Origin of the sequence: Advenella incenata, assembly GCF_004217095.1 — a bacterium.
GTDB lineage: Bacteria > Pseudomonadota > Gammaproteobacteria > Burkholderiales > Burkholderiaceae_B > Advenella > Advenella incenata.
Map to the genome: position 1 here is coordinate 604,027 of NZ_SHKO01000002.1, position 12,573 is coordinate 616,599.

A 12,573-nucleotide genomic window follows, 5' to 3' on the forward strand; every position below is an offset into this window, starting at 1 on the left:
GGCGGTTAACCGAAGAGACGAGCGCCTGGAATGGCTTCAATCAGGCCGTCGATATGGATAATTGCAAGTGCTGCTTGATGCGATTGTCCAGGATTGGGCTAGCCTGCCAGTTTGGCGCTTACGAATCGATTCATACTTACTCCCTGCTCTGCTGCGGCAATGGCAAGGTTGCGATGTATCAAGGGTGGTACCCGCACCCGGAATTACCCACTATACCGTTTATCTGCAATTGGCGACGGGACGACTTCGCCGTTGCGCTGCATATCCTGAACCGCCTGGGCCACGACTTGCAGATGGTCTTCACTGTCCCCAACGCATGCCGCGGTGCACGATTGTCACATCGGCGTAACAGTGCTAACCTAAAATGAAATCGTTTTCATAACCTGTTTTCAATGCCATGAAAAACCGCAGCGACCGGATTTCGATTCTTGATATCGCCACCCAGGCGGGCGTCTCGCCTGCGACGGTGTCGCGCGTCTTCAATGCACCGCAATTGGTTAATGAACGAACGCGCCAGCAGATTTTGGCAGTTGCACTGGAGCACGGTTATCGTCCGAATGCGTCGGCACGGACGTTGCGAACGCAGCGCAGTCATGTGATCGGTGTCGTCTTGCCAACACTGACCAACCCTGTCTTTGCTGAATGCCTGCAGGGCATTGCGCAGGCGACGGCAGCGCATGGCTACGCCATCATGCCGGCAACGACAGAATACAAAATTGCAAATGAAATCGAAGCGGTCGCACAGTTGCAAGCCTTCGGTGTGGACGGTGTGCTTTTGGTGGTATCCGATGCACAAACGTCACAAGCCGTGGCAAATTTGCGGGCGCAAGAAACGCCCTATGTGCTGGTGTACAACCGTCATCCTGCTCACCCGTGTGTGTCGGTTGAAGGCGAGCGCGCTGTACATGATCTGGTGCAGAACCTGGTGCAGCTTGGGCATACAAGATTCGCCATGGTGTGTGGCCAGTTGCAGGCCTCTGACCGGGCGCAGCAGCGCTATGCAGGTTTCGTGGCTGGCATGAAAAAAGCAGGCATCCAGCCCGCCGCATTGATAGAAGTGCCGTTTGTCGAAACGGCTATCGACAATATTTCAAGCGTATTAAATACCGATTCCCGTCCTACCGCATTGATCTGCTCCAACGATCTGCTGGCAGTACGCGCCATGCGTGCAGCATATCAATGCCGCTTGCGGGTGCCGCAGGATATCAGTGTGACTGGCTTTGACGGAATTGGTCTTGGCCAGGATCTGACACCGGCCTTGTCGACGATCGCACAGCCCAATGCCGAAATGGGCCATGAAGGCGTGCAACTGCTTGTCCGATCCATTGAAGAGGGCCGGGTGCCCGTAGCCGACGACAGCATCACGCTTGACTATGAATTTCATCGGGGTGAGTCCTGCGCGCAGGCCCCAATCCATTACTGCGCCAATTCCTGACATAAACCACTGCTTATTTTAATCTGGAGATTAGGATGTCACGCATTCTGAAACGTTTCGCCCAGGCGGGTCTGCTAAGCCTTGGGCTGGCGGCCGCCGCTACTGCATCTGCACAAAACGCCATCTGTTATAACTGCCCTACGGAATGGGCCGACTGGGGTACCCAGCTCAAAGCCATCAAGGATAAGACCGGCGTTACCATTCCGCCGGACAATAAAAACTCCGGGCAATCGTTGGCCCAGATGGTGGCAGAAAAAGCCAATCCTGTTGCAGACATCACCTATCTGGGTATTTCATTTGCAGTTCAGGCGCAGAAAGAGGGCGTGCTGGCTACATATAAACCGGCACATTGGGAAGATATTCCTGCCGACCTGAAAGATCCCGCGGGTCATTGGTTCACGACGCACAGTGGAACCATGGGTTTTATGGTCAATGTGGATGCGCTGGAAGGCAAGCCTGTGCCGCGTTCCTGGAAAGACCTGCTCAAGCCGGAATACAAGGGATTGATCGGTTATCTTGATCCTTCTTCAGCTTTTGTAGGCTACGTCGGAGCGGTTGCCGCAAATGCAGCGCTGGGTGGCACACTGGATAATTTCAAGCCGGGTATCGAGTATTTCAAAGCCCTGCAGGCTAACGAACCCATTGTGCCCAAGCAGACCTCCTATGCGCGCTTGCTGTCTGGTGAGATCGGCATTCTGCTGGACTATGACTTCAATGCTTATCGCGCGAAATACAAGGATAACGCCAACGTGGCGTTCGTGATCCCTGCCGAGGGTACGGTCGCAGTGCCTTACGTGATGAGCCTGGTTGCCAATGCACCACATGCCGACAATGCGCGCAAGGCGCTGGATTTTGTCATGTCAGATGAAGGCCAGGCTATCTGGGCGCGCGCGTTCCTGCGCCCGGTGCGCGCCAGTGCCATGCCTGCCGATGTGCAAGCCAAGTTTTTGCCTGCTGCCGATTATGCGCGAGTCAAGGCCGTCGACTATGGACGCATGGCCGAAGTACAACGGGATTTTTCCGAGCGCTATATGAAGGAAGTGCGCTAATGATCTGGCGACTGGGTCTTCAGCGTCCCATCGACAGCCATTACACATGAAATAGACAAGACAGGGAAAAAAGTATGTCCGCCCATGTTTCTGCTGGCCGCCAACGCAGTCCGATAATGCTCGCGTGCCTTGCACCCGTGACCGTATTCTTTATTGCCTTCTGGATACTGCCGGTGGTACGTCTTATCGCGCTTCCTGCGCAGAAGGGCTGGCAGACTTATTTTCTTGTCCTGACCGATTCCCGGTATATGTGGAGCATGATCAATACGGTACTGCTCTCGCTTGCCACAACGCTGGTTACGCTGGTGGTTGGCGGTGCGGTGGGGGTTTATCTGGCACGTCGGCGTTTTGCCGGTCGCCAGGTGCTGCTTTCGTTACTGACGGCACCGCTGGCCTTCCCCGGCGTCATTGTCGGTTTCTTTATCATCCTGCTGGGTGGACGACAAGGCTGGTTTGCCGATATTGGCAGTATGCTGGGAATGGGGCGCGTCACTTTTGCCTATGGGGTGGTCGGCCTGTTTCTTGGCTATTTGTATTTCTCGCTGCCTCGCGCCATTGCTTCGTATACTGCCGCTGCCGAGGCTATGGACGGCCAATTGGAAGAAGCTGCCAGGGTGCTGGGGGCATCACGCTGGGACATTACGCGGGATGTCTGGTTGCCACAGCTGGCGCCAACGACCATCGCCTGTGGTGCGATCGTTTTTGCCACGGCAATGGGGGCGTTTGGGACTGCTTTTACACTGGCCAGTAAATTTGAAGTGGTACCCATTACCATCTATAACGAATTTACCAACTATGCCAATTTTGCACTTGCTGCTTCGCTGTCGATTGCCCTGGGAATTGTGACCTGGGCTGTCCTGTTTATTGCGCGCGTGGCCGGTACATCCTCGCCTGCGGCGTAAGAGTTTGCCATGACGACCCACTCTCAAAAATCTGCGCCTTTTTTGTTTCTCATCACATTTGCAGTTTGTCTGTTCATGTTCATACCAGTCATCATTTCCGTGATGGCTGGCCTGGTGGACAACTATCGCGCCGGTCTAAAAAGCGGTCTTACATTGCGCTGGATTGAAGAAGTCTGGTCAGTGTACGGTTCAACAGTGAGCGCATCTGTGATATTGGCGCTGGTGTGCGTGACCTGCACACTATTGCTTGGCGTGCCCTGCGCCTACGCACTGGCGCGCAGTCGTTCGCGTTTTGCACGTGCTTTTGAAGAAATTCTAACACTGCCGGTGGCCGTGCCGGGGCTGGCCACGGCGCTGGCGCTGATCCTTGCCTACGGTGAAATCAATCTTCTGCGGCAAAGTTTCGGCTTTATTCTGATCGGGCATATTCTGTTTACGCTGCCCTTCATGGTGCGTACGGTCTCGTCTGCATTTCAACGACCGGATCTGCTGGCAATTGAGGAAGCCGCCAGAACGCTGGGTGCTTCCTTTGCCCAGCGCTTTCTGGGCGTGTTGGTGCCGGCCGTGTTTCCGGCAATTCTGGCAGGCATGTTGATGGTCTTTACGCTATCTATTGGCGAGTTTAATCTGACCTGGATGTTGCATACCCCCATGACAAGGACGCTTCCGGTCGGGCTGGCCGACAGCTACGCCTCCATGCGTATTGAAGTGGGTTCTGCCTATACCCTGGTTTTTATTCTGGTCATTTTGCCCATCCTCTGGTTGCTGCAAGGCGTGGCCAACTGGGTGCAAAAACGTTATGGCAACTGAATTATTATCATTATGAACATTGAAAAAACCCGCATCAACATTATTGATTGTGCCAAAACTTATCCGGACGGCACTCGCGGCCTGCAACCGGTCAGTTTAACCATCGAGCCGGGCGAGGTGATCGCGCTGCTTGGCCCGTCCGGTTGTGGCAAGACAACATTGCTACGTCTGTTGGCGGGGCTGGAGACCGCCGACCCCGGCAGCCGGATTGTGTTTGCTGATCAGGACGTCACGCATTTGTCTGTTGAAAAACGGGGGATTGGCATGGTGTTTCAGAGCTATGCGCTGTTTCCGCAAATGACGGTGCAGGCCAATATTGCCTATGGCTTGAAGGTTCGGGGGGTGTCGGCGCAGGAGCAGCGGCAGACCATAGCAGAACTTGTTGATCTGGTCCGACTCAATGGCCTGGAAAAGAAACGGCCCGCTGAACTGTCAGGCGGTCAGCGGCAGCGTGTTGCGCTGGCCCGTGCCGTTGCTGTCAAGCCGCGGGTATTGCTGTTGGACGAACCGCTGGCCGCGCTGGATGCCAAGCTCAAAGAGACGTTGCGCGATGAACTGGCGCAGTTGCTGCGCCGACTGGGGATTACCACGGTGCATGTCACGCACGACCAGCACGAGGCCTTGGCCATTGCCGATCGTCTGGCTATCATGAGTGCTGGCCAGATTATGCAGGTTGGCGATGGTGAGTCTTTGTACAGAAAACCTGCACATCCTTTCGTCGCTCAGTTTCTTGGTCGTGTCAACCGCGTGGAGCGTGATGATCGTGCCATCACTAGCGGCATTATTTCATTTGGCGATACTGCACTTATGTGTCCTGAACATCTGAAATCCCATCCGGCCGTTTTGCTGCGACCCGAAGATATCCGTATAGGCGCTGTTGTACAAGGACACCCGCAGGCGACGATAGAGCGTCGCGTATTCCTGGGAGACCGTGTGCAATTGCAATTGAGATTGTCAAATCGGCAGATCTTGATGGCTGAACAACCGGGCGATACCCTTTTCCGGGAGGGCGAAGTGATTGGGTTGAATATCGACACGGCGCGCTTCCTTCCTGCTTATGACAACTGAAACCATGACAATTCTTGTACAACTGACCGACCTGCATATTCGGGAACCCAACAAACTGGCCTACGGTCGCCTGGACACGGCACCGTATTTGCGCACCTGTGTAGAATCAGTGCTCAGGCTGCGCCAGAAGCCGGACGCAGTCGTCCTGACAGGCGATCTGACCGATTTTGGCAGACCGGCCGAATACGCGCATCTGCGTCAACTGCTTGCTCCGCTGGAAATTCCGCTTTACCTTTTGCCGGGCAACCACGATGATCGGACCAATTTGCGTGCGGCCTTCCCCGAACATCGCTACATGGCGCAAGGCGAGTTCATCCAGTATGTTGTCGATATTGGACCCTTGCGGCTTATTGCGCTGGACACCATGATTCCCGGGCAAAGCGGGGGGCAGCTGTGTGACTTGCGGCTGCAATGGCTGCGTGAGACCTTGGCCGAAAGCCAGGGACGACCGGTAGTCATTGCCATGCACCATCCGCCATTTCGCACCCTGATCGGACATATGGACGAAATTGGGTTGCAGGCAGGCGAGCAAGCCTTGCGAGACATTATTTCCCGGTACGACAATATTGAACGTATTATTTGCGGGCATCTGCACCGGGCGATCGATGTCCGTTTTGGCGGAACCATTGCATCTACCGCTCCTGCACCGGCCCATCAAGTGACGCTGGATCTGGCTGCTGACGCCGAATCATCATGGATGCTGGAGCCGCCAGGATTTCGGGTGCATGCCTGGGACGACGTCAATAACAGGCTGGTCACTCACCTGGCCGCATCCGGGCAGTTTGAAGGGCCTTATCCATTTCATGAGAATGGGGCGTTGATTGACTGATCGGGCGGCAGGCCGTGCAGGAACGCTTATGAGCGAGTGCGGGACTGATTCAAGCGAATTCTGGGCCTGAGTAGACCGGGGCAGACAGAACCGCCATGAACCATGCGGAACTAACTGCGTTATGTTCTGCGCTATGTTCCGCGCTAAGTATGGCAGCTGCTTGGTACACGACTACAACTGCTTCCATTTGCGGATCTTTTTGCGAAACGTCGTGAACGGCGCAACCGTATTGATATGCAGCCAGTAGTATACGGGCCAGGCGGAAGGGGTTGAAGACGCCCACTTACGGCGGCCGGATTCGAAGAAGTCCTGGTCAGAGAGTGAATCCACAAGACAGATAATACCAACGAGGCGATGAGCAAATTCGATCTGTAATCGCTGTATGGAAATACCGTTCCATTTTTGGTAGAACGATTCATAGAGGCTGCCAAGCTTGTTCCACTGAAAACCAGGTGCCGGTGTAATCACTTCAATGCCGTTTTTCTCTTCCCGCTCCCAGTCGAGCAACAGGTCCATCCATCCAAGCTGATAAGCAAGCATTTGCGCAGGGCTACGATCTACACCGGTTTTCATTAGATCTCGCTCGGATTCCGCAACATCATTAAATTCCGAAATGAATAAGTTGGCTTGTTTGACAAGCTCATTTTTAAACGCTTCTTTGGATTGATATTTTTTCACGACAAGGCCTTTGATGCTTTATATAACTAACTTCAGGCACGATAGTGGCGCTGTTCGTTATTTATTTTATGACGCTTGCTCAAAGGAATGTTTGATCTGGATCGAATACTTGACTGATACAACACTTGGCATAGTCACACCATAACCGGATCGTTATTCGTTGCATGTGCAAACGCTTGCCCAGAGAGGGCGAGCGTTTGGGTTTTCATTGTAAGTACCGGGGATTTCAGCCCCGTAGTCGGGCGACTGTTTTGCTTGCCACGTTCGCCTGCCACGGATAGCGCTTGTGATACTGCGTCACGAAATCATCAATCTGTGATTTTCGGGTGAGTGTTGCATCGACAAGATCCAGGTTCTCCAGGAACATGCGTCGATGGCGTTCATGCAGTTTGAAGCTGGCCCGGATGGTATGGCTCTGGACCGTCATATTGATCAGGTCGATCGCCACATGCGCAGTCTGTGGATTCTCGACGTCTGCCAGAATGTTCTTTATCTCATCTTCGGACAGAACAACTAGCAGCAGGCGGTTATTCATTGCATTGGAGTAAAAAATCTCTGCAAAGCTGGATGCAACAACGGCCTGTATGCCGAATTGGCTCAGGCCCCATACGGCATGCTCCCGGCTCGAACCACAACCGAAATTGGCACCGCCCACCAGGATATTGGCTTTGGCGTACTCATTGCGGTTCAGAACAAAATGATCAATTCGCTGACCCTGCCGGTCAAATCGCATGTCGTATAGCAGACCCTTATCCAGCCCTTTTTTGTCTATACCGCGCAAAAACTGCTTGGGCATGATCTGATCGGTGTCCAGATTGGGCTGGGGGATTGGGGCAGCCACGCCCGAGATGACATGTTGTTCAGTCATGCAGATTCTCCGGTTGATTCAGCTTGCGTACATCGGTAATGACGCCTGTGATTGCAGCAGCAGCGGCCATGGCCGGGCTCATCAGATGGGTGATGGCACCGCGACCCTGCCGTCCTTCAAAATTGCGATTGGTGGTAGAGGCGCAGCGCTGTCCGAAGCTGAGCACGTCATCATTCATGGCAAGACACATGGAACAACCGGGCTGACGCCATTCGAAACCGGCATCGATCAGTATCTGCGCAACGCCCTCGGCCTCTGCCTGTTGGCGCACGGCGCCGGAGCCTGGTACGACCATGGCGCGAACGCCATCTGCAACGTGACGTTGCCGTACAATCTGCGCCACTTCCCGCAGATCCTCGATGCGGGCATTGGTACAGGACCCGATAAAAACGTGCTGTATCGGCGTACCAAGCAGCGATGTGCCGGAGGCCAGGCCAGTGTAGTCAAGCGCTTGTGCGGTGTATGATCGGGCGCCTGTCTCTGAATGGCCATGCCGATCGTCTTCAGGGATCAGCTCTTCTATGGAAATGGCCTGATCAGGGCTGATCCCCCACGTCACGTAAGGTGCGACCTCGCTCGCGTCAAAGTGATGTGTGATGTCAAATACAGCGTTGTCATCGCTGAACAAGGTCGCCCAGTGCGCCAGGGCCTGTTCGCGCATGTCGATTGAAATATCAGTGGCGCGCTCCAGTACGTAATCAATGGCCCGCTCATCGGGGGCGATCAGCGCTCCGCGCGCTCCCGCCTCTACGGCCATATTGCACAAGGTGAAGCGTGCTTCGATGGACAGCGCGTTGATGGCCGTACCGCAGAACTCGATCACGTATCCGCGGGCGCCCTGGGCGCCGATATGTCGGATGATCATCAAAATCAAATCCTTGGCGGTGCAGCCAATGGGTAACTTACCCTGGACCTCTATTCGCATATTGCCGGCCAGGCGATACACCAGCGTTTGCGTCGCAAGCACATGTTCCACTTCAGAGGTGCCAATGCCAAAGCCCAGTGCCCCCAGCGCCCCATAGGTGGTGGTATGGCTGTCGCCGCAAATAACCACCATGCCCGGACGTATCATGCCGTGTTCGGGACTGACAACATGCTCGATTCCCTGCAATGGATCATTGGTGTCAAACAGGGGGATGCCGTGCATATCACAATTGCGTTTGAGGTTGCTGGCCTGCAAGGCAGAGGCCGGATCTGCGATGATCCGGTTCTTGACCGAGTGAGTGGGAATAATGTGGCTGACGACGGCGACGTTCTGCCCCGGCAAAGGCACGGGCAGGCCTTTGTCATTCAAGCCTGAGAAGGCTTGTGGGCTGGTGTATTCATTCATCAGGTGCAGGTCGGTGTAGAGCAGAACGTTCTGCTCATCCAATGTGGCTACGGTATGCGAGTCGAGCAGTTTTTGGTAAAGGGTTTTTGCAGTCATTTTATTTCTTCAGACAGAACGCCGGTTTAATCGGCTTTGATGCCGCTGGCCTTGATCAGCGATGCCCATTTTTTCATGTCGCTGGTCAGAAGCTGGCGCGCCTCGGCGGTGGTTGATGGTGCGGGATCAAATGCCTCCTTGGTCATGCGTTGCTTCAGTTCAGGTTTGTTCAATGTCGCATTGAGTGTGGCATTCAGTTTTTCGATCAGGGGTTTGGGTGTGCCAGCAGGCGCAAACACCATGAACCAGGTCTCGAAACTGTAGTCGGGCAAACCGGCTTCGGCAATGGTGGGCACGTCGGGCATCAGCGGGGAGCGTTTGGGGCCGGTCACGCCCAGGGGTCGCAATTTGCCCCCCTGAACTTGTGGCAAAGCAGCTGATAGCACGGGGAAACTCAATTGCACATGGCCGCCAATTGTGTCCAGTAAAGCCGGACCGCCGCCTCGGTAGGGAACGTGAGTGATATTGGTTTGCGAGACCGACTTGAACAGCTCGGCGGCCATATGAAAAGTGCTGCCTGTGCCGGCTGAGCCATATTGCAGCTTTCCTGGCGCGGCTTTGGCATCACGGATCAGGTCTTTGACGGTTTTGGCTGATAGTTGATTGTTCACGACCAGCACATGCTGGGAGGTGGCAACCATACCAATCGTATCCAGATCGGCGAGCGTGTCATAGGGCATGCGCTGATAGAGCGCAGGGTTGATTGCCAGTGACACTGTCTGCAAACCAATGGTGTACCCGTCGGGCTTGGCCTTGCTGACCAGGTCAACGCCAATATTGCCGCCAGCTCCTGCTTTGTTTTCAATGACGACGGGCTGACCCAGGGCTTTGGCCCAATCATCGGAAATCAGGCGGGCAGCGATATCGGCGCTGCCGCCGGGCGCGTAAGGGACGATAAGCCTGACCGGCTTTTCCGGAAAGGACTGGGCCAGACAGGCTGTGGGCAAAACAAATGCCATGCCTATAAGTATTTGGCGAAAGGGGGTAATCGTGCGCATTGTTTGTCTCCTGGAATTATTTTGTATGTGGTAGTGCCGTCTCAGCATTAGTTTGACACGAAGGTATATTCTAATTCGCTTCATTGCAGACATAATGTCACTGTATTCAATTTATTATTTCCCTCAGAGATATAATGAGGTATAAATTTCAATTGAAATCGACACCTGAATACCGCAATTACATGGATTCCTATTCTGATCTCGGCTTTTTCGTTTTGCTGGCAAGACATGCGACGCTGGCGCGTGCTGCGCAGGAGCTGGGCGTTACCCCTTCCACTGTAAGCAAGCGTCTTGCAGCGCTGGAGCAACGCCTGGGTGTCCGCCTCATGAACCGTACTACGCGCCGGATCAGTTTTACAGTGGAAGGCGAATCCTATCTGGCGCAGGGCAATCATCTGCTCAACGAACTGAAAATGCTTGAGCAGACGCTGGTGGGCAGCCGTGCCGCTCCGCGCGGCCTGCTGCGTGTTCACGCCACCCTGGGCTTTGGACGGCGCTATATTGTCCCCCTGGTGTCGCAGTTCCAGCGTGACAACCCCGAAGTGGAAATACAAATGCAATTGAGCGATCGCCCGGTCAATCTGGTCCAGGATGGTTTTGATGTGGCGATTTGCTTTGGCGAACAGCGGGACTCAAGCCTGACAGCAAGAACCATTGCCCAGAATAGTCGTGTACTTTGCGCCTCTCCCAGATATCTTGAGAGCGCGGGCACGCCGGCCCATCCGTCGGAGCTGCGTACACATCGGTGCATTGTCATCCGGGAAAACGACGAGACTTTCGGCACCTGGCGCCTGAGCATGGGCAATCGCAGCGAAACCGTCAAAGTGCGCGGATTGCTTAGCACCAACGACGGCGAATCGGCACTGGCCTGGGCGCTGGACGGCCATGGCATTTTGATGCGCTCTGAATGGGATGCGAAACCTTATCTTGAATCTGGGCGTTTGCGGCGGGTACTGCAAGAGTGGAGCCTGCCACCAGCCAATGTCATGGCGGTCTATCCCACCCGGCAGAACCTGTCTGCCCGCACCCGGGCCTTTGTAAATGCACTTGTGGAATGGTTTGAGCCACAGGGCACGCGGTTTTGAAACGGCCAACGACAAAAAATCGCTTTAACCGGTTTCTTTATTACATGCCTGCCGAAATAGCTGGCGCGAAAAGGAGGCAGTATGTCAGGCAGCTCTGGCTGCCTGACGCTCATGACGCATTTTGATGGGCGGGCACAAGTAAAGAAATACAGCGAGTTATTCTATAAAATACAGGGCATTACCTTGCCTGCAGTTCTAAGATGCCGAAAATGACAGCACAATACAAACCAGTAAATACCACTTCCCGTGGACATGAAACGGGCAGGATGCCATGCCCTACGATCTAGCAGATCGCCTGGTTATTGGCGTGGCCTCCAGTGCCGTATTTGACCTGAGCGATTCCGATTCGGTCTTCAAACGCGAAGGCGAGGAAGCCTATCGCAAATTCCAGGAACACAATCTTAATAATCCGCTGCCCAAGGGGATTGCTTTCCCTTTTGTAAAAAGGCTGCTCTCGCTTAATCATATGCGGCCCGATCCCGAAGATCCGTTGGTCGAAGTGATATTGCTGTCACGAAACGATCCGGATACGGGATTGCGGGTGATGAAGACGATCGAACATTATGGGCTTGGTATCACGCGTGCCATTTTCATGCAGGGACGCTCGCCCTATGAGTATATTCCTGCGCTGAACATATCGTTGTTTTTGTCCGGTAACAAGTCTGATGTAGACGCGGCAATTCGCGCGGGATATCCTGCCGGACATGTTTTGGATTCAAAATTTGATGATGATGAACAGGATCACGCCTTGCGTATTGCATTTGACTTTGATGGCGTACTGGCCAGCGATGAGTCTGAAAGCATTATGCAAGCCTCGGGATTGAGCGATTTTCATGCCCATGAAGTGGCAAACGTCATGAACTCGCATGGCCCAGGTCCATTACGGGATTTTTTGATTAAGATAGCAAAGATTCAATCCATTGAAGAGCAATTCAAAAAGCAGAACCCTGATTACGAGAACCGGCTAAGAGTATCACTGGTTACCGCCAGAAATGCGCCGTCGCACGAGCGGGCACTTAATACCCTGAAAGCCTGGGGCGTGATGACCAATGATGCTTTCTTTCTTGGCGGCATTGCGAAAAAACATGTGTTGGGTGTTCTAAAGCCACATATCTTTTTTGATGATCAATCGGCGCATCTGGAGATGACCAGCTCGCTTGTTCCGTCGGTGCATATTCCATTTGGCATAACCAACAGGGATGTCGTAGCGGTGCCCAAAACGTCCAAGACAGCCAAGACAGCCAAGACAGCCAAGACAGCCAAGACAGCCAAGACAGCCAAGACAGCCAAGACAGCCAAGACGGGCAAAACCTGATCGGGCTAGCTCCCTTTTTGTTTGCGCGAAGCAAGCGTTGGCGGCTTGACTTGATGCATGCAATCACCATGATCTTATAGACCAAGCCCACGAACCAAAGCGTGCCAGGC

At 54.1% G+C, this 12,573-nt stretch carries 12 protein-coding genes and 1 pseudogene; 8 read left to right on the top strand and 5 right to left on the bottom strand.

Annotated features, from left to right (window positions below; translation table 11 throughout):
- Positions 1-98: 98 nt before the first annotated feature.
- Positions 99-290, bottom strand: a pseudogene (locus tag EV681_RS13985) (toxin-antitoxin system HicB family antitoxin); the annotation flags it as partial.
- A gap of 128 nt (positions 291-418) precedes the next feature.
- Here EV681_RS13985 and EV681_RS13990 point away from each other — a divergent pair.
- The 6 genes from EV681_RS13990 to EV681_RS14015 all read left to right on the top strand — a co-directional run bounded on the left by EV681_RS13990 (position 419) and on the right by EV681_RS14015 (position 6,093).
- Positions 419-1,435, top strand: a complete 1,017-nt coding sequence (locus tag EV681_RS13990; protein ID WP_128393915.1) for a LacI family DNA-binding transcriptional regulator — start codon at positions 419-421, stop codon at positions 1,433-1,435.
- Between the two features lie 35 nt (positions 1,436-1,470).
- Positions 1,471-2,484, top strand: a complete 1,014-nt coding sequence (locus EV681_RS13995; protein ID WP_128392894.1) for an ABC transporter substrate-binding protein — start codon at positions 1,471-1,473, stop codon at positions 2,482-2,484.
- A gap of 74 nt (positions 2,485-2,558) precedes the next feature.
- The gene (locus tag EV681_RS14000; RefSeq protein WP_128392893.1) at positions 2,559-3,386 is read left to right on the top strand and encodes an ABC transporter permease; all 828 of its coding nucleotides are present in this window, start codon (positions 2,559-2,561) and stop codon (positions 3,384-3,386) included.
- 9 nt (positions 3,387-3,395) lie between these two features.
- Positions 3,396-4,196 (top strand): ABC transporter permease, encoded by an 801-nt coding sequence (locus EV681_RS14005; protein ID WP_128392892.1) that lies wholly within the window; start codon positions 3,396-3,398, stop codon positions 4,194-4,196.
- A gap of 12 nt (positions 4,197-4,208) precedes the next feature.
- Positions 4,209-5,264: an ABC transporter ATP-binding protein gene (locus tag EV681_RS14010; protein ID WP_128392891.1), complete on the top strand. Its 1,056-nt coding sequence runs from the start codon at positions 4,209-4,211 to the stop codon at positions 5,262-5,264.
- Between the two features lie 4 nt (positions 5,265-5,268).
- Positions 5,269-6,093, top strand: a complete 825-nt coding sequence (locus tag EV681_RS14015; protein ID WP_242612262.1) for a phosphodiesterase — start codon at positions 5,269-5,271, stop codon at positions 6,091-6,093.
- A gap of 171 nt (positions 6,094-6,264) precedes the next feature.
- On the opposite strand, the gene EV681_RS14020 is transcribed toward EV681_RS14015, so the two are convergent.
- The 4 genes from EV681_RS14020 to EV681_RS14035 form a co-directional block, all read right to left on the bottom strand.
- Positions 6,265-6,771: a ClbS/DfsB family four-helix bundle protein gene (locus tag EV681_RS14020; protein WP_128392889.1), complete on the bottom strand. Its 507-nt coding sequence runs from the start codon at positions 6,769-6,771 to the stop codon at positions 6,265-6,267.
- A gap of 226 nt (positions 6,772-6,997) precedes the next feature.
- A complete protein-coding gene (leuD, locus tag EV681_RS14025; RefSeq protein WP_128392888.1) occupies positions 6,998-7,639 on the bottom strand; it encodes a 3-isopropylmalate dehydratase small subunit in 642 nt (213 codons plus the stop codon).
- Positions 7,632-9,065, bottom strand: a complete 1,434-nt coding sequence (gene leuC, locus EV681_RS14030) for a 3-isopropylmalate dehydratase large subunit (protein WP_130304319.1) — start codon at positions 9,063-9,065, stop codon at positions 7,632-7,634. The genes leuD and leuC overlap by 8 nt, the downstream gene beginning before the upstream one ends.
- A 26-nt stretch (positions 9,066-9,091) precedes the next feature.
- Positions 9,092-10,063: a tripartite tricarboxylate transporter substrate binding protein gene (locus EV681_RS14035; RefSeq protein WP_128392886.1), complete on the bottom strand. Its 972-nt coding sequence runs from the start codon at positions 10,061-10,063 to the stop codon at positions 9,092-9,094.
- Between the two features lie 182 nt (positions 10,064-10,245).
- Here EV681_RS14035 and EV681_RS14040 point away from each other — a divergent pair, with 182 nt between their 5' ends.
- Together EV681_RS14040 and EV681_RS14045 are read left to right on the top strand one after the other, a co-directional pair.
- Positions 10,246-11,148, top strand: coding sequence for a LysR family transcriptional regulator (locus EV681_RS14040; RefSeq protein WP_128392885.1), 903 nt, complete (start codon positions 10,246-10,248; stop codon positions 11,146-11,148).
- Between the two features lie 271 nt (positions 11,149-11,419).
- The gene (locus EV681_RS14045; RefSeq protein WP_130304320.1) at positions 11,420-12,463 is read left to right on the top strand and encodes a 5'-nucleotidase; all 1,044 of its coding nucleotides are present in this window, start codon (positions 11,420-11,422) and stop codon (positions 12,461-12,463) included.
- The last annotated feature ends 110 nt before the right edge of the window (positions 12,464-12,573 follow it).